This window comes from Pedobacter sp. MC2016-24 (assembly GCF_015223055.1).
Taxonomy (GTDB): Bacteria; Bacteroidota; Bacteroidia; order Sphingobacteriales; family Sphingobacteriaceae; genus Pedobacter.
In genome coordinates this window covers 183430-209199 of sequence record NZ_JADFBX010000008.1, presented here as the reverse complement: position 1 = coordinate 209199, position 25770 = coordinate 183430, and the positions used below count along the sequence as shown (strand labels likewise).

22 protein-coding genes and 1 tRNA gene are annotated in these 25770 nt (G+C 42.2%); 10 read left to right on the top strand and 13 right to left on the bottom strand.

What is annotated here, in order from left to right:
• Positions 1–600 precede the first annotated feature (600 nt).
• From IM797_RS18750 to IM797_RS18720, 7 genes are all read left to right on the top strand, one after another.
• Positions 601–3066, top strand: a complete 2466-nt coding sequence (locus IM797_RS18750; RefSeq protein WP_194128702.1) for a TonB-dependent receptor domain-containing protein — start codon at positions 601–603, stop codon at positions 3064–3066.
• A gap of 9 nt (positions 3067–3075) precedes the next feature.
• Positions 3076–4422, top strand: coding sequence for a PepSY domain-containing protein (locus IM797_RS18745; RefSeq protein ID WP_194128701.1), 1347 nt, complete (start codon positions 3076–3078; stop codon positions 4420–4422).
• The gene (locus IM797_RS18740; protein ID WP_194128700.1) at positions 4419–4655 is read left to right on the top strand and encodes a hypothetical protein; all 237 of its coding nucleotides are present in this window, start codon (positions 4419–4421) and stop codon (positions 4653–4655) included. Before IM797_RS18745 ends, IM797_RS18740 begins: the two co-directional genes overlap by 4 nt.
• Before the next feature lie 125 nt (positions 4656–4780).
• Positions 4781–5542 carry an immunity 22 family protein gene (locus IM797_RS18735; RefSeq protein WP_194128699.1) on the top strand — a complete coding sequence of 254 codons (762 nt, stop codon included), beginning with the start codon at positions 4781–4783 and terminating at the stop codon, positions 5540–5542.
• 273 nt (positions 5543–5815) lie between these two features.
• Entirely contained in the window at positions 5816–6253 is a 438-nt protein-coding gene (locus IM797_RS18730; protein WP_194128698.1) for a MarR family winged helix-turn-helix transcriptional regulator, read from the top strand.
• A gap of 18 nt (positions 6254–6271) precedes the next feature.
• Positions 6272–7267 carry an NADP-dependent oxidoreductase gene (locus tag IM797_RS18725; RefSeq protein WP_194128697.1) on the top strand — a complete coding sequence of 332 codons (996 nt, stop codon included), beginning with the start codon at positions 6272–6274 and terminating at the stop codon, positions 7265–7267.
• A gap of 17 nt (positions 7268–7284) precedes the next feature.
• The gene (locus IM797_RS18720) at positions 7285–8445 is read left to right on the top strand and encodes an iron-containing alcohol dehydrogenase (protein ID WP_194128696.1); all 1161 of its coding nucleotides are present in this window, start codon (positions 7285–7287) and stop codon (positions 8443–8445) included.
• 165 nt (positions 8446–8610) lie between these two features.
• On the opposite strand, the gene IM797_RS18715 is transcribed toward IM797_RS18720, so the two are convergent.
• The 11 genes from IM797_RS18715 to IM797_RS18665 form a co-directional block, all read right to left on the bottom strand.
• Entirely contained in the window at positions 8611–9855 is a 1245-nt protein-coding gene (locus IM797_RS18715) for a TlpA disulfide reductase family protein (RefSeq protein ID WP_194128695.1), read from the bottom strand.
• A 21-nt stretch (positions 9856–9876) separates the two neighbouring features.
• The gene (locus tag IM797_RS18710) at positions 9877–11295 is read right to left on the bottom strand and encodes a PKD-like family lipoprotein (RefSeq protein ID WP_194128694.1); all 1419 of its coding nucleotides are present in this window, start codon (positions 11293–11295) and stop codon (positions 9877–9879) included.
• Positions 11296–11317: 22 nt separating this feature from the next.
• The gene (locus IM797_RS18705) at positions 11318–12025 is read right to left on the bottom strand and encodes a DUF4843 domain-containing protein (RefSeq protein ID WP_194128693.1); all 708 of its coding nucleotides are present in this window, start codon (positions 12023–12025) and stop codon (positions 11318–11320) included.
• A gap of 18 nt (positions 12026–12043) precedes the next feature.
• On the bottom strand, positions 12044–13453 hold the full coding sequence (locus IM797_RS18700) for a RagB/SusD family nutrient uptake outer membrane protein (protein ID WP_194128692.1): 1410 nt from the start codon (positions 13451–13453) through the stop codon (positions 12044–12046).
• 11 nt (positions 13454–13464) lie between these two features.
• Positions 13465–16737: a SusC/RagA family TonB-linked outer membrane protein gene (locus IM797_RS18695; RefSeq protein WP_194128691.1), complete on the bottom strand. Its 3273-nt coding sequence runs from the start codon at positions 16735–16737 to the stop codon at positions 13465–13467.
• A gap of 265 nt (positions 16738–17002) precedes the next feature.
• Positions 17003–18175 (bottom strand): FecR family protein, encoded by a 1173-nt coding sequence (locus IM797_RS18690; RefSeq protein WP_194128690.1) that lies wholly within the window; start codon positions 18173–18175, stop codon positions 17003–17005.
• A gap of 103 nt (positions 18176–18278) precedes the next feature.
• A complete protein-coding gene (locus tag IM797_RS18685) occupies positions 18279–18884 on the bottom strand; it encodes an RNA polymerase sigma factor (RefSeq protein WP_194128689.1) in 606 nt (201 codons plus the stop codon).
• 603 nt (positions 18885–19487) lie between these two features.
• Positions 19488–20861 (bottom strand): thiol-activated cytolysin family protein, encoded by a 1374-nt coding sequence (locus IM797_RS18680; RefSeq protein ID WP_194128688.1) that lies wholly within the window; start codon positions 20859–20861, stop codon positions 19488–19490.
• A 302-nt stretch (positions 20862–21163) separates the two neighbouring features.
• Positions 21164–22171, bottom strand: a complete 1008-nt coding sequence (locus IM797_RS18675) for a type II toxin-antitoxin system HipA family toxin (protein ID WP_228098949.1) — start codon at positions 22169–22171, stop codon at positions 21164–21166.
• Positions 22146–22493, bottom strand: coding sequence for a HipA N-terminal domain-containing protein (locus tag IM797_RS18670; protein ID WP_194128687.1), 348 nt, complete (start codon positions 22491–22493; stop codon positions 22146–22148). Before IM797_RS18670 ends, IM797_RS18675 begins: the two co-directional genes overlap by 26 nt.
• Complete coding sequence (locus IM797_RS18665; RefSeq protein ID WP_194128686.1) at positions 22465–22707, bottom strand: helix-turn-helix domain-containing protein; 243 nt, start codon at positions 22705–22707, stop codon at positions 22465–22467. Before IM797_RS18665 ends, IM797_RS18670 begins: the two co-directional genes overlap by 29 nt.
• Positions 22708–23019: 312 nt before the next feature.
• Between IM797_RS18665 and IM797_RS18660 the strand changes: the two genes are divergently transcribed.
• Positions 23020–23595, top strand: a complete 576-nt coding sequence (locus IM797_RS18660; protein WP_194128685.1) for a hypothetical protein — start codon at positions 23020–23022, stop codon at positions 23593–23595.
• A gap of 130 nt (positions 23596–23725) precedes the next feature.
• On the opposite strand, the gene IM797_RS18655 is transcribed toward IM797_RS18660, so the two are convergent.
• Positions 23726–23797: transfer RNA gene (locus IM797_RS18655), tRNA-Arg, on the bottom strand.
• Positions 23798–23842: 45 nt separating this feature from the next.
• Positions 23843–24358 (bottom strand): DUF2911 domain-containing protein, encoded by a 516-nt coding sequence (locus IM797_RS18650; protein WP_194128684.1) that lies wholly within the window; start codon positions 24356–24358, stop codon positions 23843–23845.
• A 143-nt stretch (positions 24359–24501) separates the two neighbouring features.
• Here IM797_RS18650 and IM797_RS18645 point away from each other — a divergent pair, with 143 nt between their 5' ends.
• Both IM797_RS18645 and IM797_RS18640 read left to right on the top strand, forming a co-directional pair.
• Positions 24502–25263 (top strand): glycoside hydrolase domain-containing protein, encoded by a 762-nt coding sequence (locus IM797_RS18645; RefSeq protein ID WP_194128683.1) that lies wholly within the window; start codon positions 24502–24504, stop codon positions 25261–25263.
• A gap of 19 nt (positions 25264–25282) precedes the next feature.
• Positions 25283–25756: a TspO/MBR family protein gene (locus IM797_RS18640; protein WP_194128682.1), complete on the top strand. Its 474-nt coding sequence runs from the start codon at positions 25283–25285 to the stop codon at positions 25754–25756.
• Positions 25757–25770: the final 14 nt, after the last annotated feature.

Sequence of the window (25770 nt, the reverse complement as noted above, 5' to 3'; positions counted from 1 at the left end):
CTTCCTTCGAGCGTTATAGGACTATAGTCCTAGCCGAGTCCTAGCAAACTCCTATGTAACTCCTGTTTGGTATCCTTTTGTTACGAGCCAGACCCCACCCAGACCCAGACCAGAATCAAACATGAACCAAAAGTACATGGGAAAATCAAAAAAGCAGCTGATTTTAAAACTTGTGACCGGATTTGACCGATCAAATGTTATTCCGCTAGTTCATCAATAACCTTTCCAAATCTGATTTATTCTGCTGCCGGTGTGAGCTGTGCCACCAAGGAAGTTCAAGCCATTCACTTACCTAACACTTCATTGTCTCTCCACTCTACCTGTGAATAATCAATCATAACTTTGTTTTTATTGCAGGCTTAATGATTATAATAATTTAACAGCAATTACTATTCCTGACAACCTTCATATCCACCCCAGCCCATATATCGTAAGCTATTCCAAGTGGAATAGATCTCAAGGTTCGAAATAGAAATTAAAAACAAAGATCAAAGGACAAAGACACCAAATGGTAGGTTTAAATGCAACTGATAGCTATTGTTCCTGTCAAAACTCTTTATATATTTGTGCGTTATTTTTAATTAATCTAAATAGTATTGCATGAAGATTCTTTACACTGCGTTCTCTTTTATTTGTTTGTTGTTATTTAGTCAGGCTGCATCAGCCCAGTTAAATATAAATGGCAAAGTCACGGACAAGTCCAATAAGCCCATTCCAGGGGCGACGGTTAAATTAGTAGAAAAGAACTTGGTTCAGATTACTGATCAGGAGGGAATTTTCGAGTTTAAAGACCTTACTCCAGGCGCTTACAGCTTGTCCGTTTCCTACATTAGTTACGTAAGCTCCATTACCCGATTTAGCCTTAAAAATGGAAAAACGCAGGTAAACATTCAACTGGAAAATAAAGACAATCAATTACAGGGAGTAGAGATAACAGGAAGGAAGGAACAGGCTTACAAGAATACCAAGTCTTTTTCAGGGACCAAAACGGAAACGCCTTTGCGGTATGTACCACAGTCGATCAGTTATGTGACCAAGGAAGTGATAGATGATCAGCAGGCTTTTAAAGCTAGTGATGTTATCAAAAACATCAGCGGAGCGACCCATTTTTCTTACTATAATAATGATATTGCACTGAGGGGATTCCGCTCCAGCAACGCGCTGATCAATGGATTGAGAACGCCAACAAGCAGTTGGAGCCAGCCTTTGTTACCCAATGTAGAACGCATTGAAGTGATCAAAGGCCCTGCTTCTGCACTTTTTGCCAATGCAGACCCAGGAGGTATTGTAAATACTGTAACGAAAAAACCCTTGGACGAGGCGCGCAAATCGATCAATTTTGCAACGGGAAGCTGGAATACTAACCGCCTGATGGCCGATTTTACAGGCCCCATGAATGAAAGTAAAACTTTGCTCTACCGCTTGAACCTGGCTTACCAGAATGCAGAATCCTTTAGGGTATTACAAGGTGGTGAGGACATCGTGATTGCGCCTTCCATTTCATTCATTCCCGACGAAAAAACTTCCGTGAACTTTGATTTTGTGTATTCCAAGACCAAGAGCAGGTTGGATCGCGGTCAGCCGATATTTGGGGCTACTGCAGGTACAAACCTCAACTCTACCCCTATTTCTTTTGCCCTAGGAAAAAGAAATGATTTTGAGAATGAGCTCAATTTATATGTAACTACTTCATTGCGCAGAAAGATCAGTGAAAAGGTAACGTTTAACGTTTCTTACATGAAGTTTCTGTATGATGAGGATTTACTGGAACACCGTACTTCGAACCGCTATGCGGTGGATGGTTTAAATAAGCCAATCCCGACTAAGATGGAAATGCAAACCATCCGCAGACAGGGTAAAAATTACAGCGATAACATCACTGCGTATTTTGTGACTGATCTGAAGACTGGCCCAGTTACCCATAAAATTGTAACGGGGTACGACTATATCCAAAATGAATCGCCAATAGGAAATTCAAACTACAATGCCACAGGCTATCGTAGAATAGATGGTACCGCCGCAAACTTTACCATCCCTGATCCAACTAAGCCACTTCCAGCTAACTATGTGGCTTTTGTTCTTGATAAGAGCGGCAATCCTGTTCCAAACGTTCCTCATTTTGATTTGGTAAACCCTGATTATTCTATTTCTGAAATCTCCGGTTACATCAACACCTCTTCACAGACTGATCCGGCAAAGTATTATCAGCATGGCATTTATATCCAGGACCAGATCAGCGTGGATAAATTTCAGTTGCTATTGGGATTGAGACAGGAGTATTATACCGATATGGTGAATTACAAGAAGGCCACTGAGAAAAAAGTAGAGCAAAAGGCACTCCTTCCCAGGGTTGGACTGGTTTATACACCGCTGGAACAAGTGAGTATTTACGGAACTTACACCGAAGGTTACCAGCCTCAAAGTGCTGCCCAAATTGGCGATCCGGCTCGTTTCGGTGGACCATTTGATCCCCTGATCAGCAACATGTATGAAGTAGGTGCCAAAACGGAATTGTTTGAGAAAAGATTATCGGCGAATCTGGCATTTTACAGAATAGAACAAAACAACGTATTGGTAAATGCTGGCAATCCCGGAAATACAGAAGAGCTTACCCAGATTGGTCAGCAACGCTCTAAAGGTATTGAACTGGATGTAAACGGTGCCATCATGCCCAATTTCAGCATCACGGCAAACTTCGCGATCAGCAGAAACGAAACAACGAAAAGCGACAAACCCGAACTTATCGGCGTGCTGGCCGCCAATGCACCAAAAGCGCAGGGTGGACTGTGGGCAAAATATACGTTCCTGAATCCTGATTTAAAAGGCCTTGGTGTTGGTGCTGGTGTAAACTATACCGGAAAAAGAAATACTTTGAATACGATCCTGGAGCTTCCGGAATATACTTTATTTAGTGCAGCGCTTTATTACAACATCGATAAATTCAAGATATCTGGTAACCTGAACAATGTGTTTAACAAAACGCACTGGGTAGGTGGCTATGATTTCAACCGGCTCTATCCTGGTGCGCCAAGGAATTTCCTGATCGGTATCGGTTATACATTCTAATTTCGTAGCATGAAACCGAATAATAAGGACAAAAAAGACCATAAACTCCTCTGGAAGATCCACCACTGGTCGGGCCTGTATGCAGGAATTGTGATCGGCATACTCTGCTTCACTGGTGCTGTGGCGGTTTTTATCCCGGAGATAGATGGGTGGATCCAAAGCCGTTATTATTCGGTTCATGTTGCTACTCCCGCGCCTGGTCAGCTTCCCAAAATAGACCAGGCATTGGCAGAAGCCAAAAAACAATACCCCAGGATGAGCGGTTTGCTGATCGATATGCCAGATAAACCAGGTGGCGTGGCTACGTTTAGTTTTGCTGTAAAAGGCAAAGACAAAGCTTCCAGTAAGTCCTATTTTTTGTTTGTAGATCCGGTAAAGGATCAAATATTGGGTAGTCGGGATCGCCAAAATTCTTTGGCCAATTACCTCCGGCAGATGCATGTGCGCCTGTATGAGGGCTTCTGGGGCAGACAATTGGTCGGCCTTGCTGGTGTGGCCTTCATCGTGGTTACCGTAACGGGTTTCCTGATCTATGGGCAGTTCATGAAAAAGCAAACCTACCCGAAAGTGCGGCGCAAAGGCATGCGGATACTGATGGGCGACTGGCACAAGATACTCGGCATCAGCGCACTGGCCTTCAATTTTGTGATCGCCTGTACAGGAGCCTGGTTGGGACTTCAACCCAAACTAATGCAGTGGTTTGACATCAAAGCACCCAATGACCATGATTTTCCTAAACTAATGAAACCTAAAGCAGATGCCGCAACCTTAGTGCATTGGGATGAGGTTTTTCGGGTACTGCGCAAAGAATTTCCTGACCTGAAACCTGGTTACCTAAGGGCTTCTGAAGATGGTACGTCCACGATTGAGGTACATGGGAGCATTGATGGTCAGGTATATGAGAAAAACATCAATGCTTTAGTTTTGGCCAAGACCAGCTATAAACCGCTGTTTAAGTGTGATGTGCGGACAATGTCTTTCGGCCAACGCTTTTATTCGGTGCAGGAAGCCCTCCATTTTGGAGACTATGGTGGCCTGGGATTAAAGATTGTGTATACGGTTTTGGGCTTAACGAGTGCATTTTTGTCAATCAGTGGTTTTGTGGTCTACCTTTACCGTACTGATAAAAAGCAACAACGCAGGATGAGCCCTTGGAAAACGACATTTGTGTATTGCCTGTTGATTTTGATTGTGCTCGTGGTGATTGCGCTGATCAGCATGCTTATTGGTTATCGCCAGGCATCTGCTGTAGCAGCCTGGCTGGTCAATGGCAGTTTATTTGGCTACATCATCTACGTCATTGTGCTAGCTATACTCAAAAAAAGAAATTCCACTACTAAATCTACCGGCATATGAAAGAGGCTAAAATCATTCAGCAGACATGGATACCCGTTGCGCTTATTGCGGGCAATATCGCGCTTTCGCACTTCATTTACCTGCTGGCAAAAGGGGATTATAATTACCACCTATGGGCAACGGTTATTTGCATTATAGCCATAACAACCGGGATCTTACGCGCCAATAAATACTTGTTAATTGGAGGAACAGGATTTTATAGCATTGTGTTATTGGTGGCAATTTGTCTTTAACCCAGTTGATGGGCAATGCCACAGGCCAGTCAATAAAACATTTGAAATGGAATATTTGTTCTTTGACAAAATCACAGATAAAAATCTTTAAGAAAGACCATACGATCTACCAAACTTCTTAAATTATGAACAAAATACACATTTGGACAGGAAAATTTGCCTCCCAGCAAGCTCTCAACAACTACCTGGACCAACAGCCGTATTTAAAGGCCTGGGAGAAATATGACCACGAGCCGCCTACAGGTAATCAAGAACAAGATGCAGAACCAGATCCTTCATTAAGATGTGAGTTTTGTAAAGAAATCAGTCTGGATATCTATAACGAAGATACCATCATTATCAAATATTATCCAGAAAACGTAGCGATCGGTAAAATCGCTAAGGATATCCTCGTCAGCTCCAGCGAGCTAAAAGACTCATGGAGCAAAACTTCAAACGAAGAATTCAACACGGTGGTAGCCTATCAGGATAAAGACCTGAGTCCTGCAAATGCAACCAAAACAAGGCTTCTGCAGTACTTAGGTCAGCTGAATCAGACAACGGTTAAAACAAAAAAACGTAAAGCTAAAATTCATCACCTGTGGATTGGAGAAAAGAACCTAAACACCAAAGCCATCCTCAAAACAACGGGTTTAACACCCGATCAGATGATCAACATCAACTTTTACTACAGTAAAGTTGCCGGGAAGCTTGATGAAATCATCATTCTGCAAGTAGAAGATTTCGAAATTGCTGAAAGTATGATTTTAGCTGCCGCTGAAATGGCTATACCCGACACAGTTCATGCTATGTTAGAACTGATCCTAAGTGAAGATGCAGAAATCAGCGTCCCTCAGGTAAGCGCCACGTTAGAAATGCATTATGTGGGTAAATTCATCGCTGAATGACAGCATTCTTTTTCTAAACTGAATCCCTCAATATTTCGGTAAAAGTGGATACGTTCCAAACTGACCACTCCACAAGAAACCATACGATGGGGTATGTTTAGAACACCTTTCGTGGATTCATCATTAGCACACAACATACTGAAAACCATCTTATTCCTTTCTCTCAAAGCTGTAAAGATATTAAACACAGTCAAAAAACAGTTCTAAGTGCTTCAAAACAAAGATGAAAGTTTAATGACCAAAGATACCATCCATGGATGATATCTTTGCCATATGAAAATAGAGCAAGAGATAAAGCATACTTTTGATAGTCCCCAGCAGCGTGCACTAACCAATATCATTTTCACTTCCAACTGGGTGTTGAATCGTATTGCTGCAGCATTAAAGCCCACAAACCTCTCTCTTCAGCAATTTAATGTGCTGAGTATTTTACATGGTCAACCCGAACAAACAGCCACTGTAAATCTGATCACAGAGCGGTTAATCGACCGCATGCCAAACACCTCAAGACTGCTGAATAAACTAATGGATAAGGGATTAATTGAAAAAGAGAAAAACACTAACGATCAACGTGTTGTTTATATAAAGCTAACCCCAGAAGGTGCAATCTTAAAACAACAGGCGCGATCCATCATTAACAGTGTCCTTGTCAATTTAGAGGACAAGGAAGCAGACATTTTAAACGAATTACTCGAAAAGGTAAGAAGTTAAAATCATAAACAAATACCCATGAATAAAGTAATCATTTTAAACAATCGTCCGGTAGGCAAACCTACTGCGGATGATTTCAAATTTATAACAGAAGAAAACCCCGTAACACAGCAAGGGCAAGTATTATTGAAAACCCTTTACGTTTCAGTTGACCCCTACCTGAGGGGAAGAATGAGCAGTGCAAAGTCTTACACCCCTCCTTTTGAATTGAATAAACCAATCCAGTCCGGTATCATCGCTGAAGTTGTAGACTCCAAACACGCTGATTTTAAGCCCGGTGATTTCGTTTCAGGAATGCTTTCCTGGAAAGAGTTACAACTTTCAGATGGAAAAGGGCTCAACAAGGTTGACCAAAATTCAGCTCCCCTATCTGCCTATCTAGGTGTTTTAGGGATGACCGGATTAACGGCATACCTGGGTTTAACTGAGATCGGAAAACCAAAAGCTGGCGAAACATTGGTGGTTTCAGGTGCAGCGGGTGCTGTAGGCAGTGTGGTAGGGCAAATCGGCAGGATCCTGGGCTGCAGGGTTATTGGAATGGCTGGATCGGATGAAAAAACTACATTATTGACGTCTAAATTTGGTTTCGATGTTGCCATCAACTACAAAACCACTACTGACATGACATCAGCGATAGCAAAAGCTGCACCGGATGGCGTTGACATCTACTTTGATAATGTGGGTGGTGAGATTTCTGATGCCGTGCTGGCAAACGTAAACCAGTTGGCACGCGTACCGGTATGCGGTGCAATCTCTGGCTACAATGAAACTGAGGTACCTATGGGCCCAAGGATACAAACCACACTGGTAAAAAATAGCGTCCTGATGCAGGGATTTGTGGTGTCCAACTATTCAGCAAAATTCCCTGAAGCCATCAGACAATTAACCACCTGGTTCCAGGAAGGTAAATTAACCTATTCAGAAACCATCGTTAATGGTTTTGATCATATCCCTCAAGCCTTTCTTGATTTATTTGAAGGTAAAAATGAAGGAAAAATGATTGTTAAAATTTAATTCAATACAGCAACAAAATGTTAAATTTCGAATTTAAAAACCCGACAAAGATTATATTTGGTAAAGGTCAAATAGAAAAACTGAACAGAGAAATCCCAAAACAAGCGAAGGTGATGATGCTATATGGTGGTGGATCCATTAAGACCAACGGCATATATGAGCAGGTAAAAAAAGCATTGAGCGGCTTTGAAGTTGTAGAATTTTCAGGCATCCCGGCAAATCCGGAATATGAAGTTCTGATGGATGCACTAAAAATCATCAAAGAAGAAAACATTACTTACATGCTAGCCGTTGGTGGCGGTTCAGTAATAGATGGTGTAAAGTTTCTGTCCGCAGCAGCTTTATATTCCGGAGATACCCCCTGGGATATCCTTAAAAACGCGATTAAAACAGAAAAAGGATTACCTTTCGGTACCGTACTCACTTTACCTGCTACAGCTTCTGAAATGAACTCAGGTGCTGTAATTACCAGAAAAGAAACTCAGGAAAAGCTGGGTATGGGAGGCCCGGGCCTGTTCCCGCAATTTTCAATTCTGGACCCGGAGGTGGTTAAATCCATTCCACAGCGGCAACTGGCAAATGGTATTACGGATGCTTACACCCATGTGCTGGAACAATACATGACCTATTCCGTTGGGGCGATTTTACAGGACCGTATTGCCGAAAGTATATTGCAAACATTAATTGAAATAGCGCCAAGGATCATGAAAAACCCTGCTGATTATGAAGCTGCAGCCAACTTCATGTGGAGCTGTACCATGGCTTTAAACGGACTGATCCAGAAAGGTGTTCCAACAGACTGGGCGGTGCACGCAATGGGACATGAACTTACAGCCCTGTTTGGAATTGATCATGCCAGAACTTTAGCCGTAATTGCACCCAGTCATTACCACTACAATTTTGAAGCTAAGAAAGAAAAACTAGCCCAATATGGTAAACGGGTGTGGAACATAGAAACAGGCTCCCTGGAAGAAATAGCAAAAGCTGCAATTGAAAAGACTGTCGAATTTTTTCATTCCATGGGAATAGATACCAAATTATCTGATTACACTCCTGCTTACGAGGGTACTGCTGAAAAAGTAGCTCAACGGTTTACCGAGAGAGGCTGGCTGGGCTTAGGTGAACATAAAACACTTACACCGGCAGATGCAGAGAAAATAGTAAAAATGAGTTATTAGTTTTAAAAAATAATAGTTAAGAAAGTATTAATCGTATTGACATCCTACAGTGAATTAGGTGATACAGGACAAAACCGGTTTCTGGATCTTTAATCTTGAACAAAAGCGGCGGTATCATTAATCAGGTTGATGACAACCGTATGAACGACACCGCCGCTTTGTATTTTATGAACCTTTCTTTAAAAATTCGATCATAGCAGAAATTTCCATGACCGCGGTATTCGCATCTGGATGCGCACCTACCGTATTAAATCTGACAAAACCGTCGGCATCAATGATAATTTTGGTGGGGATGGCTTTGATGCCAAAACTTTTAGCCACAGCTGAACTCTGGGTTTCTTTGTTCCTGAAATCCATCAGCACATCGAAACTGTAATTATTTTCTGTGATGTATTTCCGGGCATCCGCTGTCGGATCAGCAGTTTTATCCATGGTATGTACGAAATAGAACTTCACGTTAGGATCATTTTTATACTTGTTAACGGCCTTTTGCATGCCGGGGAAAGAGGCCTTGCAGGGACCGCACCAGGTGGCCCAGAAATCCAGCACCACAACTTTACCCCGCAGATCTTTTAAGGCTACTTTATGCCCCGATAGATCCGTCAGGACAAAATCTGCTGCTGCTACTTTCACCGCCTTTTCGGCTACTTTCGCAGCCAGACTTGTCTCCATCCCCTGGATCAGTTTGTTTTCATAGGCGCTAAAATCAGCGTTGGCACCATTTACTTTTAAAAAGACCTCCTTAAATTTGGCCTTTGTTTCCGGTGAAACCGTCATTGCAACGACTTCCTTCTCCATTACAGGCAAAGCCTCGGCGTAGCGACGAGTCTGAAGCAAGACCTGAATATATGCTTCATTTAAAATCGGGCTGTCCGTTCCCTGCTCAGCTATCAAACCAGAAATGTAATCATAAGCTTGTTTGTCTTTTCCATTTTTCAGCAGGGTTTGGGTATATAAAGCACATGTAGTTTGATAATTGCGGGAAAAGACAGGCTTAACAGGACCATTGACCTTTGGTTTAGGTTTCTGTGAAACCGTCATTTCTTTAAGCAAAGGTTCGGCATCTTTAGGATTAGCGACAGCCAGCGACTGAACAGCAATCGAGTAAGTTGCCTTGCGGTTAAATGAGTCTACCTTATTATAGTATTCCATCATTTTACTGGTATTACCTGCTCTGGCAAACCGTTCCGTCATTCTAAAAAACAAAAAGCCGAACTGCTGGTCATCATAATCTTTGGCTAACTCCTTGTACATTTTTTCCATTTTTACCGGATCAGGTTCGGCTTCGATTTTCTTCAGTAGTTCGGCACTGATTTTCGGCATCTGCTGACCTGAATTTTGGGTGGGTTGCTGACTATAAGCAGCAACTCCAATGAACAGATATAAGGCAGATAATAGTATTTTTTTCATGATTTTTTAATTTAATGTGCATTAATTTCTGTACCCCAGATGTACAATTTCCCCAAATCCTTCGAATTTTTTAACATAGGTATTGCCCACAGCATTCCCCAGATTGTCGAGGTCAAAATAATAGACTTCACCCGCTGTGCCTTTGTTTACAGCCACCACCAGACGTTTGCTGGTGGCACGGAGCATTTTGAGGTCCGCAATCTTTGTGTCGGCAGGGAAAGTATACACCAGACGCGATGAGTTGGCTAAGATATCGTATAGATAAATTTTCTGACCGGATGCATAGTACAGGTGTTTGACCACGCTCGAAGTGGCAAATTTTGTAGCGGTGGCAATGTCGGGACTATTGCCGATGAGCTGATTTAAGCCCGGCACAGTTCCGTTTATGGACAACAAGTAACGTACTCCGGCATTGTTTTGCATCACAAAATAAAACTCATCATTAGACGAACCCCGTACCCCATAATCGCATGCGATCATCGTCTTGCCCACATTGCCTAAATCAAAGCTTGCGGTACTGCTTCCCGTTGCAGGTACAATGGCGCGGTCCAGGTAAGCACCCAGCATAAAACGCTGCCCCTTATTGTCGTAAAAATAACTGGAGGTCTGCGTACTTGAAATGATTGCCGGAAATAAGAAATAATCTCCCGTGAAACGTTCAGAATAGGGTTTTAAAACCTCTCCAGGATAACCAAATGGGCCTAAACTGGCATAAAGGCCACCCTCACTCACAATGTATTGGTCTGCCACCAGCTTGTTCAATCCATAAACCGGCAAAGTGCTGAACTGCTTTCCTTCAGGAAAAAGAGATGCGGTATTGCCATTTTGTGTAAAATCATTCGCATTGAACCTATACACCCCCTGATCGGTAAAAAACAGAACCAGGGCAATATCCCGGTCGATTCCGCTGTATGCAGCGATAGCCCGTCCCGGATAGCTGGTATTGTTCGCCGATTCTGCGGGTGCGGCAAAAACTACATCATCCGTGCGGATGAAGGACATCCTTGCTTTGCCATCTTTGTTATTAGAGACCATCCATCCCTGGTAAAATGCGCCATTTACCGTAACGCGGTAGAGGTTGAACGCAGCAATACCTGTTTTTTCACTGGTTACCTTGTAACGAAGTGAATAATTACCCGGAGGTACGTTAATTTTAGCCTTCAGGTTTTTTTCTGTAGATAAGATTTTCGCCGTGTCGGTACCGCCTACCAGGTACATATTCCATTCGTAGGCAAATCCTTCACCGGAAGGTGAGGATTCAGTCAGCGTGGGCGAAACCTTTAAAGTATCCAGTTGTGTAACCGTAAAGGCAGTGGCACTGGTTGAGATCGTCACCTGATTTTGTTTTTCGTATACAAAAGACTGCTCGTCTTTCTGACAAGCCAGCACCAGCATCACCATACTGATGAGCAGGCTTTTTATGAAAATATGTTTGTGCATGAGCTTAAATGTTTAATAAAAATTAGAAGGTTACACGGTTTCCGTTCTCATCAATGAGTGCTCCGTTCGCGGCTTCGTAGACTACAAGCGCATTACTCAGTTTAACAGGGAGGTTGTAATAGCCGTCAATACCAATGGCCTCCTCTGAGAAATCGGTAAGACCAGTTGCCTGGATCATGAATTTAAATTTGGCGACACTGAACGGGCCAAAGGTGCCTTGTATGGAAGTCCAGTACGTAGGTTTTACGATCGTGTTGCTCACATCGATTTTTACGGACTTTAAGGCGATGGTCTCCCCGGTGATCTCGGCGCCAAAACCACCGGTCGTGAAATCTTTATTTGGGGCTACCTCCACAACCAGGCGATAGGTCTTGGTCAGCATTTCGGGCGAATTGAGCAACACCACGGGATACATCAGGGTTAAAGCACCCGCTGGGACTTTCGCACCCGACAACTGGTAATCTACGTTTTCGCGGGCGGTGGTACCGGTGGCGGCTTTAACAGAAACAGTCCTGGCATAATCCACGGCCGGCCCCTGCACACGCATTTTAAGAAAAACGGTATCTTTTTGTTTCGGCGTGATGGAAAAAGCAAAGGAATAGCTTAGGCTATCGGTTTCATATCGACCTCTGTAAAAAGAAATGCCATTATCGCCACTATAAGTAGCTACATCCTGTTTTTTACAGGCCAGTGTTAGGCACAAAAAGCTAAAAAATAACAGATATTTCATGTTTGATCAGGTTTATCGTTAATAATTCGGGTTGTATTCTTTTTCACTATCAGGTACAGGAAGCTGATACTTACTAAGCGGAATGTCGGCCGTCATAAATTGCATGCGGACGATTTTTTTGCGCTTGTAATAATAAAACAACTGCCCCTCTGCATAGAATTCTTTCTGATACTCCTTGGTGATCTCTGTATTTAATACCGTCTGTGTAATGGTGGTCGCAAGTGCCGCAAGCGCCCTATTCTGTCTGACCGTATTGAGGTAACCGACTCCTTCTGCAGGAGTTGCTGCAGCTTCTGCCATGATGTAGTACATTTCAGACAATCTGATCAATGGCACGTGCTGATCAAGGCGGTTGGTATCCAGGGTATTGAACTGGTACGTTTGCCAGAATTTAGAAGGAAATGGTGAAGTCTGGTCCTGCTCAATGCGGTACAGGTACCTGAAATCCGTTCCTCCACCTGCAGCGGTTTCATATAAGATATTGAAGTTGGCCGTGGAACGCGTAAGCTTAAAATTTGCGCTACCATTAAACTTAAAATACCCTGGATCAGCCCAGGTACTGATGTCCCGCACACGGATCATGAAGACCTCTTCATTAAGGTATAGGCGGTCGCGCGAGCCTGCGGCGGCAGAGGCAGCGGCACTGGTCACAAAAGGAAATTTACCTGAACTGGTTACCACCTGAGCGGCAAGCATGGCACCAGCTTTATCGCCTGAGTACAAGCAGACTCTCGCTTCGAGTGCCTTAACCGCATAATAATTCATTTTTGACCGTCTGCTCACCGTATTGGAAATAATGGGATCCCTTTCTTTTAACAATGTTGCTGCTTCCGTGAGGTCGGCAAGGGTTAACCGGATTACTTCTGCAGCAGTTGAAGGAATAACGGCAAACTCGTCTACCGTAGTTTTATATGGGATTGCTTTTTCGGCTGCGCCTGCAGTGAATTCAGGTCCAAACATGCGCAGGAGCTCAAAATGAAGATAAGCGCGCAATCCCAGCGCTTCTCCGCGGATCATCGCATAGTTCTGGTCAGAAAGCACATTTCTTTTCTCCCGGGTATTTTCCAATACCTTGTTTAAACCTGCGATGGCAGAATAGCTGGTATTCCAGATTGCGCTGGTATAGCCCATCACTTCCGCCGAGGTATAATTTAAAGCCCTGGTCTGTACAAAAGGGGCGGCGGAACCAGAAACCGCATAATTTTGGGCCAGCGCACTTACAAAACCCATGGAAAGGTTGTCACCGTATAAACTTCGGCCTGCCATCTGCGAATAAACGCCTGTCAGCGCTTGCTGAAACCCCAATTCAGATTCAAACAGCTGCTCTTCGGAAAGCGTCGACTTGGGGTTCACATCCAGGTATTTCTTGCAGGAAGTCAGCATCACTGATGAGATCAAAAATAATGCGATCAATATTTTAGTGTTCATAATTCTATTTTTTAAAAACCAACTCTTAAAGACAATGAATACGTGCGCGCGAAAGGATTGCTCGTTCCCCGTTCAATCTGGATACTGCTGACCCTGAAAAGGTCATTTGTAATTGCAGTGAGCTGCATACTCCGCATGCCTATTTTTTTAAGAAAAGCCCTTCTGAAAAAATTATAGCCGATGGAAGCAGAACTTAAAGTCAGGTTGTTGTCATCCTGTACAAACCTTGATGTCAATCGGGTGGGAGCTGTTGAGGTACCGATTCGGGTATAACGGCTTACATCGCCAGGGCCCGACCAACCCAGATCGAAAGCACGGCGGTCTACATTGAAAGCCGGATTTACAGCTTCAACGCGGTTGATCAGCGTCTGGTTATACAGCTGTCCGCCAAACTGATAGTTAAAGATAAGGTTCAGGTCAAAGCCTTTGTACATAAAGTTAGTGCCAAAGTTTCCATTCCATTTTGGCTGGGCGATTCCAAAAGCAACTTTATCTGCAGCGTTCCAGATGAAGGTTTTTTCCCCGTTTTTAGTGAGGTAGATTTCCGAGCCCGTCGCCGGATCGACACCTAATGAGCGCACCACATAAATGGTATTGAGCGACTCCCCTTCCTGAAACAGCACATTGGGCACCACCTGATCGGTGTTTGCGTTGTTTGCAATATCATTGGAGGCTTTCAGTTTGTTAGAGATTTCTTTAAGGACATTTTTATTGGTGAAGCCATTCAGATTCACAGACCACAGCAGGCCGTTGGCCGCATTTTCGAGGATCTTGTAGCGGAGCGAGAACTCAAAGCCTGTATTCTGGAGTTGCCCAAGGTTTTCAGAATAGCTGGTGAAGCCGGTTGAAGGGGCCAGGGAGATTGTGGTAAGGGCATTCCTGGTGTTTTCCCGGTACAGGTCTATACGCATATCCAGTTTCTCTTTGAACAGGACCACATCTGCGCCAATGTTGCCTTTGTAGACATTTTGCCAGCTCAGTTTTTCGTTCCCCAGTCCAATCAGTGTTGAGCCCAGTTCGCCGTAATAACTGGTGCTGGTACCAAAATTGTAGCGGAATTGTGAGGCATAGGCCGGCAGATTTTGCGAACCCGTCGGACCGTAACTGGCACGTATTTTCAGGCGGTTGACCAAGTCTCCCTTTCTAAAGAATTTTTCGTTGTGGATGTTCCAGCCAATCCCTGTTGACCAGAAGGTACCAAACCTTTTCTTAGATCCGTACTGGGAAGAGCCGTCACGGCGAAAGGATACATCAGCAAGAAAACGATTGTCGTAAGTATAGCTCCCACTATAAATCAGCCCCAGACTCCGTACGGTACTCTCATCACCTGTTGGTCGGCCATTGGCCTGATATTGCGTGGCAAAGAGCAGGTTATCCAGGCGATCGTATGGAAAGCCTTCGGCAGTGACGCTGTAAAACTCAGAATTACTGTTCCTGAGGTCAAAGCCTATATTTGAAAAGATCTGATGGGGGCCGTAACTCAGATTCAGGTTTGCGGTGGTCAGACTTTGGTAGCTTCCTGTATTTTCATTCCTGACCGTGTAGGTCCCCTTCCTGTTGAGGTCAGTAATTTCTGAAAAGCGGCTGTCCTCAGCAGAATAGAACTGATCTGCGGCTGCATTTTGCTTATTTAGGCTCAGTCTGCTTTCGAGGTAAAATGCAGTCGAAGCTGTATATCGAACCGTCAGGTTGTTAGACAAACCAAAATATTTACTGCTGTTCACAGAATTTAAAGTCGCATCGTATACCGGATTGGTCTGGCGGTATACCGTATTGTCTATGCGATAATCTTCCAACATTTTTTTTGCTTTTCCGCTTTCATCATAAGGGGCCCAGTAAGGGTTCATCGTCACGTATTCGCTAAAGTCGCCATATGGAGATTCATTTGCTTTATTTTGGAAAATACGGATGGAATTGCTGAATTGGAATTTTTTTACCACATAATTGAGATCAAACTGTCCCGAATAATTATTTCTGGTCTGCCCTTTCATGACGCCTGAGGCCATGTCACCAGAAAACTGGAGGCCGTAACGAATGGTTTCATCTCCGCCCTGCAGGTATAAAGAACTTCTGTTACTGTAGCCATTCTGTACCGGCAGGGCCAGCCAGTTGGTGTTGACACCACTAACCATTGCTTTGTACCGTTCGTTGTACAGGACATCCAATTTGTTTTGCTGCTGGTTACTGCCCCCGTCATACACACCGGCACGTTGCTCAAAATTAAGTTTATCCCTGGCATCCAATAGGTTATAAACTGACAAATCGGGTGTGGTAAACCTGAAGTCATTGTTAAACGATACTTGTATTTTACCAGCTTGTGGCACTAGTGTAGTGACCACCATGATGCCATTGGCCCCTCTGGAACCATAGATCGCCGTTGCCGACGCATCTTTTAACAAGGTAATGCTGCTGATCAGGTTCATGTCCATATCCACGATTCGCTGCAGGCTCACTTCAAAACCATCCAGGATAAAAAGGGGGGCGTTGGGGTTTCCTGAAAGCTGTCCGCTCAGGTTGGGGAATGAATTCTGACCGCGCATCTGAATTTCGGGCAGCTGGTTGATGTTGCCCCCTAAAATATTGTTTGGTACAATCCGAAAGGCCGGATCGAGTGCTGCTACTGCGGCAAAAACATTATTGGAGCTTATTTTTTTCAGCTCTGCACCCGTGATGGTTTTTGAAGCACCTGAGAAACTACCGGATTTCCGGTCAAATATACCGGTGATCACCGTTTCGTCCAATGTTTTCTCATCTTCTTCCATGTACAGTGTATAGTCCGCATTAACAGTAATCGGTATTTCTACTGTTTTGTAACCTATATAACGGAATTCCAATGATTTTGCACCACTTGGCACGCTGATGGTAAATTTCCCGTTTCGATCTGTCTGAACAGAAGATTTTGTGCCCTTAATGGTCACTGTGACCATTGGAATGGGTCTACGGTCTTTTTTGTCTCCAACAAATCCGGAGATCACATCCTGGTGCAACGCTTTACCTTCCGTAATGATGACTGTTTTGTCCTTGATGAGATAATTCAGTTGCTGTCCGGAAAAAATCGACCTGAGCACCTCATCCAGTTCAGTATCTCGCACCTCAATGGCGACAGGTTTCGCATTTTTTAACAGATTGTCCGTATAAAAAAAGTTATAACCACTCTGTGCCTTGATCTGCTTAAACAATGACTTCAAAGAGGCACTGGATTCAGAAAGCGTAATTTTTTGGGCGAAGCTCGACGCACTCACCTGCATGAAGCATGCTACAATTATAACGGCGGTTAAACGCATAGTTAGCAAGATTTTATGGTATAGCCGCTTAGGCACACCAAATTTCCGGGAATTTTGATACATTAGTGTTTAGGTTTGGTTGAGCAGTCCCTTTACTTTCGACGGATGAGGGCCTGCGATTTAACGTTGATAATTTAATGTTCCAAACTAAAACCAGGGGTGCAGCATGCACTTCTGGTTTTGTTTTCTTCGGTTTCGTTATCGTAATTTTCTTTTCATGTAAATGGTTAATGGTTCATATTCTGTTGCTTAGGTTGTTGAGGTATTATTTCGATACGTATATTTTTCTACCTTGTATTTTAAAATGGCTGGCACGCGTAGACTCAATGATCTGCAATACCCTGGAAACATTTTCAAACCTGGACACGGCCCCACTGAACCTTTCATTTGTCTTCTCTCCTACATAGATCACCTCTACATTATACCAGCGTTCCACCATCTTCATCACATTGTCGATGGTTTCACTTTCAAAGACAAATTCATTATTTTTCCAGGCTATGGCCAGGTCGGTATCAGGCTCCGAAATACTCAGTTCCCCCTTAGATAGCCGGCTTTGCTGCCCAGGCTTCAGAAGTATGGAGCTACCGGATGCCGTTACTTTGATACTTCCTTCCAACAGGGTTGTCTTTTCTGTTGCATCGTCGGGATAACTGCTGAGGTTAAAATGTGTTCCCAATACTTCTACTTGCTGTCGCTCGGTTTTCACGATAAAAGGATGTTTCCTGTCTTTGGCGACTTCAAAATAAGCTTCACCACTTAGCTTGACTACACGTTTTCCATCTTCAATCAAAGCAGGTTTATAGGTGAGGCTCGATACTGCGTTCAAATGAACGGATGAACCATCAGGTAAACGAACCTCATAGGTTTCTCCCTTAGCAGTAGAAAAGGTATGTTGGGCATTGTCGTCTGTCACATTCCCCTCAATCGCATAAACCAGCTTACCGTCGGCGCTTTTGGAAACTAAAATTCCCGCTTCCTTTGCCAGCTCGCCATTTGAGGCTTTCGTAAGCCTGATCTTTCTACCGTTTGTCAAGGTCAAGGTCGCACCATAATTTCCGGGAGCAACATCTCCCACCAGCTCCTGAACATGTGGGACCGCATATTTCGACTGATATTTGAAAAAGAACAGGCCAAATGCCATCAAGGCGATTACCGCCACAAGGCCCATCGCCCACCTGATCTGCTGCGCCTGAATAAAGGGTTTCCGGATTTCAGGTGTCTTATCAGATTGAAAAACAGCTTCAAGGATCTGGCTGCGCACGCCGGCCGCAATGTCATCGAGTGGCTTCGGCTGTTCAAATGCATCCATGAGCAGCTGTTTAACAACCGCCTCATATTCTGGATCATCCATCAGAGCCATCATCTCTACATGTTCCTCATCAGAAATCTTTCCTTCAACAGACTTTTGTACCAAATGAGCCAATCTATCTTTTTCCATCTTTTTTATCAGTCTTCCGCACTGTTTGTTAAGGTCTTATCCTTATCACGCAATATGGCGTTTTTTATATAGACTCCGGAAAAAGTAATTTGGGGGGTATGATTTAAAAATATTTTGAAAAAAAATGGAGCACAAAGATTAAAGGAAGGTCTTTGACATGTGCAGTACAGTAAGCACGGACACTTCGCATGGCCTGGTCAAGATTCCATTTGACCGTTTCTGCCGAAACTTCCAGCTTTGCAGCAACTTGTTCTCTTTTTAAACCGCTTTGCTTAATTAAGCGAAAAGTTTCCTGCTGTTTTCGAGGAAGCCGCGATATGGCAGTCTCTAGCAGGCTATGGAACTGTTCATCTCTTTCCAGATAATCTGTCTCGGGATAAAATAGTGAAATGGACGCTTTCGTCATCTGGTTGAAATTTTGCTTCTCCCTGAAAGACCGTTTCATTGCGGTATAAGTTACGTTCCGGGCAATTTTGTAAAGCCAGTTTTCTATATTTTCGATCCCCGTTAGCGCTTCCCTGCTAATCCATGTCTTGACAAAAGTATCCTGCAGGATTTCCTCACTCAACCATTCATCTTTTGTGATGCGCAATACAGTGGTATAGATATTTGGCCTGTACAGATCAAAAAAATGACTAAAAGCAGCCTCATCTCCCATGGCAATACGCGCTAACAAGGAACTGATGTCATTTTTACCGGTCGACTCCATCTAGATTACTATTCATTTCTTACAAAGATGATGGTTTTTTAATGAAAAGTGTTAAAATAATTACCTTACCATCAATTCCCGATCAACCGCATGCTGCAATGAGGGTAAAGCGAGTTTTGGAATTTTCTACCCAGCAAAGAAGCTTACAAATCAAATGGTTGCTATCTTCTTCGATTCCGCTGGGATTCGCAACTGGTCCCAAAAGCAATGTTTTTACAATATCTGGTGGCCTTGTATATATATAGTCGTATAAAGCCACAATATTTAAGCTTATAAGCCAAGTTATAGGTGATTTTTCAATTTGGGATAAATACAATTTTTACACTTATAGCAATCAAACAACTTGAAATACTGAATAAAAACATTGCAATTAGTCCTATCTTAAATCTTCCAAAACTATCCAGAAAACTACCGATAAACATCTGAGATAAACCATAACTAACCAGAAGCAAAGTCAATGTAGATTGCACTTCCAGTTCGGAAACGACAAGTAAATTCAGGACTGGACATGATTGTAGGGGTTATCCTAAAAGTGGCCACTTCTTTTTATCCAAAGTGGCCACATATTACGCTTCAAAGTGTTGAGACGGCTTTTTATGAAAATTAATTTACTATTGGAGCTTCGATGATATAACCATTAAGATTAGACACAGGTGTAATAGCATCTTCATTAAAGTTATACTTTTCAAACAATGGCCATGTTGTAATGTGTCTAAGTACATTTCCCTCCATATAATAACATTTGTCATCTATAATATCTTTTAGGATACCATTCTCCCAAGGTATTGGTGTACCAAATGTAAATTGGCTTAATTGTGCAGTATTTGAATGCTTCAACATAGCAGGAGAATAATTAAAGAGCCCCAACTGTTCAATAAACTGAAGATGTTTAAGTTTACCGTCCATATACCAATAAATCGCAGTTGTCTGATCATTCCTTACAAGATTCCCGTTAGATAAATAAAGCGGTGGCAATGTTGAACAATCGTAAGTATAATAATCGCCATTTATCAATGTCTTATAAACCCCGTGATTTTTTGCATTACGAAGTTTATAAGCAATTATTTCTCCCCTTGATTCGGGAGTTAAATTTGAGCTACTTACAACATAGTCATGGAAAGCTTGCATTCCTTGTATAGTAGAAGCCGCAGACGACGAAGAGCCTCCAATGATAGTCCCCTTTATACTCATATCGTCCATAACCTCTTTATGTTCGTTATTAACCGAACCTCCACCACCAATTTTCCACACCGAAAATGACGCCTCAAGGGACTTATAAACTCTTGCAGAATCATATGAACTTTCTATCAGCATATAGGCACTTCGTCCATAATCAATAGTTGAAATATAGACTGGCGCAATATTCCCATTAAAATCCGTAGGCTTGTTAAATAAATTACCATCAATGGGGATGTCAATATCAGCAGAAAAGAATTTTTGGTAGATCTTTAATAAGTAATAGGTTTTAGAATTCAAATTACTTTCGCTATAATTACCCAAAGAACTGAAGAATGTACTAAATTTAAGATTTGCTTTAATATTCATTTCAACTTCCTTTTTTGAACGCGCACGAACCAATTCAAAAGTAAAATTAGCAGGTTGTTGGCCAACAATATTTGTATTCACTATTTCCTGCATTGAATTTCTAAATGCAGATAGTGTAGGAGTTATAGTCTTACTAATTGACCCATTGGATCCTTGTATTGATACAGAATAGGTAATTGGTTTCCGCTCATAGTCAGAAGGTAAAAAGATTGGTTGATACGTACCGCTTTGAATACTTTCTCCGTCCATTAGCGAGCCTATGTACATAATGTCTGTAGAAGGATCCAAAACAGAAAGTTTGTCATATTCTGCTGATTGTTGATGAAGTGTTGAGATACACCCAGTTGGCGTATTGGAATTAGTTGAAGATCCATTAGATACCGAGCTAATTTTTTTTAGCTGATTTAATCCTGCTGTTCCAGGAAGATCCAAATCTTTAAATTGATTGAGCTGGTTGGTAATTTGATTTTCAGAAGAGAGCGGTAAACTGAGATCTTTCTTTTTACAAGCACAAATTATAGTGATGCAAAGAAATGATAGTAGCGTTATTTTTTCATATTTTATATTTAATTCACAAAATTATGAAACTTATCGAAAGTCTTAAATTATTTCAATTTTTATCAAAAAAATCGTAGAGAAAGCCATCCAATGCCATCCATACCCTGTTTCCGGTAGATGTCCATTTTACAAAAAAAACATTTAAAATTTGAAATTGCCCATTTAACTGCACCCAACTATTTCAAAAGATTTCTCTTACGGTTATAGTAAAGCACATAGCCTCTTTTTTGTTCAGGATTCAAATACGATCTGGAAACAAGTTCCTCGACCAACTGCTGACGCTCCAAAAAAGGAGCAAGCAATAATTCAATCCGGTTTTCCTGTATACCGATACGTTTAGCAAATTCGATAAAGTCCAATTCCGAAGGTGCTCCCCCCTTCCTTTTCCACTTCCATGACTGGAAACCATCTGCAAAAAGTCCCCCATCTAGTGCAAAGTGCGGATCATCCACATGCAAGCGCGTATTCAGCAGATCATAAGCAGGACTCAACACAAAATCGCCCGAAGCGGTTTCCAACAGCGCAAAATTCTTCAGGTGCGCATCCCCGTTAGAAAAGAGATAATTAAAAACCACCAGCTTAAAAAACTTCTCCATCTCTACCCTCCAGGAAGGCACAAATTCCCTGATTAGCCCTGCAAGCTGCTCATAATTATAATGGTACTTGAAATCAACCCCATCTGTATCCTTGGACTTACCCGCCAGACTGGCAAAATCCTCCTTCCGGTATTTACCACCCTTCGGCCTGATATCAAACCTTAAGGTAATATAAGCAGGCACCCCATCATCAAAAAAAATCAGCGCATTTTCAGCAGTAGCAATACCATATACCTGCCTGGCAATCTGCATAGTCAGGTGCTCATTAGCCGGAACCTGATCCACATGCTTGATATCCCGTGGAATAGGTTTTAAAATATAAGTCCCCTGCTCCCCCTCCAAAGTAAGCCGAAGCTTATTTTTTTCCAGCAACAAAGACATCTTCTCCTGAACCCCGGATATCGAAATCCTTTTCCGGTTTTCAATAAACTGCTCCATATCCTTCCCCTGCTTATCCGGGGAAGCATAAGGCAATATATGGCTCACCTTCTTCCCCGAAAACACCCGACGTAAAGCCAAGGGACTATAAGTATCAAACCCCTCTGCCAATGTCCCCGGACAATTATTTATTTCTGGTAAGCTCATCATCTTTCAATGGTTTAACTGTAACCGCACCTATTGTATCACTCCCGGTTGTCGCTAATAGTAAGCCAAAAGCATCCTCCCTGTCAATCCTAAGTTGCCTGCTTTGAAGTTCCTTATTTACCCCCTCAGCCAGCATATTAAAAAAGAAAGGAAACAAATAAGCCGACCTGTACTCCCGCTTTGATTTCGGTAAAGTCAGACTTACCGCCACAGCAGCAGGATCATCAAAATACCCTTGTTCATATCGAAAAACATACATCTTGCGGCTTTCCTCGGTCAGCGTACCAGCCAACTTATTATTCAGAAATACTTGACCCGAGCGCATAACCTAATTTATTTAAACCCTTAATCTCCAATTTCAGCTCCATCCCCAAAACATTCCCAATCTTTTGCAAAACATCCACCGTAGGATTAGCCTCCCCACGCTCAATCTTAGAAATCGTATTCAGACTAACCTCAGCAAGATCGGCAACATAAGACTGTGACAACTTAAGTTCCTTTCTGCGCAACCTGATAGATTCTCCCAAAGAAATTAACATTATAATGTGATTTTTATATAAAAATACATACATAAAACAGAAAACACAACAAAATTCACATTATAATAGTAAAATCAATCAAATCAACGTAAATCCACTTCTACTCACAGGTAAATTCACATTATAATTGGAATTTCAAAATAAAAAGCAAAATTCACGCACTTCGTACACAAATACAAACACTTTAATAGATTTACGCGAATTTCTATTCATCATTAGTAGAGATAAACTGTTTTTTCAGATCACTGCTAGTAAATATTATTTATCTCTACTAGAGTAGTTTTAATTTTCGATGGTCGGAACTTCGGGTTTATGAAAAACTTCATTCCAACAGGCAGGCGAAGTATAACGGCTATAAACGCTGCCAGATTTATGACTAGAAGCGCCTCTAGAGGAAAACAAAGGGTCTATTATCCATATTACCATTGTAAATCCACTTGTGGAATAAGGTTTCAGGCAGAAATGGTGAATGCCCTTTTTGAACGTAATCTAAACCAATTTGTTCCAAAACCAGGCATGGCTGAACTCTTCAGGACTATAATTTGCGAATCCTACATAGAAAATGGTGGAAAATCCTTAACGGACCAGAATCGAAAAACTGATCAGATTGCCGAACAAAATGACAGAAAAGCAAGGGTTTTAGAGCTGTTGATCAATAAATCGATCTCCGGTGATGAATATCAGCGGATCAGAAAAGAGTGCGAAAATACCATTGCAAGATGTGAAGCAGAACTAAAAGAGTTAACTCAGCAGATTAATGAGGATCTTGATATAGAAGGTTTAGCAGATTTAGCAGTGGATAACCTTAAAAACCTTTCTGAATTCTATGCAACGGCAGATTCTGATATAAGAAGGGCGATCGTGAGTCCGATTTATCCTGAAAAATAGATTTTTGACGGCGAAAAACATCAAACCCCTGAAATCAATGAAGCCGCCCAACTTATCTACCAAATTAACAAGAATTTAAGGCATAAAAAAACCGGAGCAAAATCTTTATCAGATTTTCACTCCGGTGAGGTGTCCCCGACGAGATTCGAACTCATATCGTTGGTACCGGAAACCAAAATTCTATCCATTGAACTACGGAGACAGGAGCGCAAATATAGGATTCATTTATTAAAAATCAATATTCTGTTTACTTTACATTGAAAACAATTAAAACATCGCCCCATGCAAGTGCTACTTTACCTGTTTTTGCTACCGTAAACGTCATTTTTTCAGTGAACGCATTGGCTTTACCCGGCTTTACTTTAAAGCGAATGGCATCTTCAGCCTCGCTGTATTGCGTTCCAGATTGTTTCCAGGTTTTATTGATGATAATGGTCCATTCCTTTTCTCCAGGAATAGAATATAAACTGTATTTACCTGCAGCAAGTGCCTTTCCTTCTACTTTAACATCTTTACTCACTTCAAAAACTGTGGCTTCATTGGCACCTGTACGCCAAACCTGACCATACGGCGCAATTTCTTTTCCAATGGTACGTCCCTTAACAGAAGGCTGACTGTAATCAATAGTCAATGTAGCTCCAGAACTTAGTGTTTCTGTAACTACCGCCGGTGGGCTCGCTCTTTTGCTTTTATCCTGCTGGGCAGAAACGGTGTTTGTGGTAAACAGTGCTAAAAAGCACGCTAGTACAAGAATTTGTTTCATGATGATTTTATTTTTTTCCCTAATATGCAGAAAATATTTTTCTTAGCCTTGTCACTAATGCTGATATTCACTAAAATCAATGCCGCATTGTAAGAAAAAACCGTATAAAAATTCTATTTTTAGCAGGGCAAAACCACTCCATTATGAATAAGACACTTCCTGTAATAGTTGCACTGCTACTATGTAAAAGTTTAAATGCACAAGAGAAAAAACAACAAGTCGCTTTAACAGTTGCCGATAAGACAATTTCATGGGCCGATATGCGCCTCGATCTGGGCGCTGATGGATTACCAGCCATGGTACGCATAGACACTGGAAAACTTTTCACAGAATCAGTTCATTTTCACACGGTAAAATCGTCTACACATAAAGATGTAAAATGGACGACTACCGAAGTTGTATTTAGTAAAACACAGCCAAAATTGGTACAGTGGACGGCGAAAAACACTTCCGATAGTTTAACCATGACGGTTAAAGGCACAGTAAAACCTGACGGAAATATCCTGTACCAGGTAAGCATAGCAGCCCTGGGAGACATCAACCTGGACAATGTACGCCTACACCTCCCATTTACACCTGCAGCTGTCAAATTTGTACGCGATGCAGGTTTTGAAAGAACTTTAAGACCAGAAATGATCGACTGGAAATGGAGCAACAACAAAAATATGACTGCAGCATGGTTGGGCAATGACCAGGGCGGACTGAGCTTTAAACTGACCAATCAAAAGAATGACGCCAGTCCTGAAAGCTGGGCCAACCATGGCCAGGGTGGCTATACGGTGGCACAAAAAGGAAGTGCCATACTCATGGATGGCTATAGTGGCACACACCAGCTAAAAAAAGGTGAAATATTAGATTATAGTTTCGAGCTTAAATTAAACTCTGGTACCTTAGCGGCCAGATAAAGTTCCAAAAAACAAACAGATGAAATTCAATCCAATTGCCTTTGTTGTAAATGTTGCATTGCCACTTGCTGTAGGGGCAATTGGTGCGTTTTTCACAGCCTCCAGCGTTAAAACCTGGTACTTAACCTTAGCAAAACCCGCTTTTAATCCGCCAAACAGTATCTTCCCACCGGTCTGGACCAGCATTTTCATTCTGATGGGCATTTCAGCGTACCTGGTTTGGCAAAGACGGGATACAATTGCGCATTTCCCACGTACCATCGCCATTTACTTCATTCAGCTCATCCTGAACCTGATGTGGTCTTTCATATTTTTCTATACCCACCAAATTGGCGTAGCCCTGATCGAAATTATGTTCTTATTGGTCGCTATCATCATCAACGCCATTGTGTTTTACAAGATCAACAAATTGGCCGGACTGCTTTTTATCCCCTATATTTTATGGGTTAGTTTTGCAACAGTACTCACTTATAATATCTTCACTTTGAACTAATTTACCTATTTTTA

Coding starts and splice junctions, on each gene's coding strand:
- IM797_RS18750 (WP_194128702.1), top strand. CDS start 601: ATGAAGATTCTTTACACTGCGTTCTCTTTTATTTGTTTGTTGTTATTT.
- IM797_RS18745 (WP_194128701.1), top strand. CDS start 3,076: ATGAAACCGAATAATAAGGACAAAAAAGACCATAAACTCCTCTGGAAG.
- IM797_RS18740 (WP_194128700.1), top strand. CDS start 4,419: ATGAAAGAGGCTAAAATCATTCAGCAGACATGGATACCCGTTGCGCTT.
- IM797_RS18735 (WP_194128699.1), top strand. CDS start 4,781: ATGAACAAAATACACATTTGGACAGGAAAATTTGCCTCCCAGCAAGCT.
- IM797_RS18730 (WP_194128698.1), top strand. CDS start 5,816: ATGAAAATAGAGCAAGAGATAAAGCATACTTTTGATAGTCCCCAGCAG.
- IM797_RS18725 (WP_194128697.1), top strand. CDS start 6,272: ATGAATAAAGTAATCATTTTAAACAATCGTCCGGTAGGCAAACCTACT.
- IM797_RS18720 (WP_194128696.1), top strand. CDS start 7,285: ATGTTAAATTTCGAATTTAAAAACCCGACAAAGATTATATTTGGTAAA.
- IM797_RS18715 (WP_194128695.1), bottom strand. CDS start 9,855: ATGAAAAAAATACTATTATCTGCCTTATATCTGTTCATTGGAGTTGCT.
- IM797_RS18710 (WP_194128694.1), bottom strand. CDS start 11,295: ATGCACAAACATATTTTCATAAAAAGCCTGCTCATCAGTATGGTGATG.
- IM797_RS18705 (WP_194128693.1), bottom strand. CDS start 12,025: ATGAAATATCTGTTATTTTTTAGCTTTTTGTGCCTAACACTGGCCTGT.
- IM797_RS18700 (WP_194128692.1), bottom strand. CDS start 13,453: ATGAACACTAAAATATTGATCGCATTATTTTTGATCTCATCAGTGATG.
- IM797_RS18695 (WP_194128691.1), bottom strand. CDS start 16,737: ATGCGTTTAACCGCCGTTATAATTGTAGCATGCTTCATGCAGGTGAGT.
- IM797_RS18690 (WP_194128690.1), bottom strand. CDS start 18,175: ATGGAAAAAGATAGATTGGCTCATTTGGTACAAAAGTCTGTTGAAGGA.
- IM797_RS18685 (WP_194128689.1), bottom strand. CDS start 18,884: ATGGAGTCGACCGGTAAAAATGACATCAGTTCCTTGTTAGCGCGTATT.
- IM797_RS18675 (WP_228098949.1), bottom strand. CDS start 22,171: ATGATGAGCTTACCAGAAATAAATAATTGTCCGGGGACATTGGCAGAG.
- IM797_RS18670 (WP_194128687.1), bottom strand. CDS start 22,493: ATGCGCTCGGGTCAAGTATTTCTGAATAATAAGTTGGCTGGTACGCTG.
- IM797_RS18665 (WP_194128686.1), bottom strand. CDS start 22,707: ATGTTAATTTCTTTGGGAGAATCTATCAGGTTGCGCAGAAAGGAACTT.
- IM797_RS18660 (WP_194128685.1), top strand. CDS start 23,020: ATGAAAAACTTCATTCCAACAGGCAGGCGAAGTATAACGGCTATAAAC.
- IM797_RS18650 (WP_194128684.1), bottom strand. CDS start 24,358: ATGAAACAAATTCTTGTACTAGCGTGCTTTTTAGCACTGTTTACCACA.
- IM797_RS18645 (WP_194128683.1), top strand. CDS start 24,502: ATGAATAAGACACTTCCTGTAATAGTTGCACTGCTACTATGTAAAAGT.
- IM797_RS18640 (WP_194128682.1), top strand. CDS start 25,283: ATGAAATTCAATCCAATTGCCTTTGTTGTAAATGTTGCATTGCCACTT.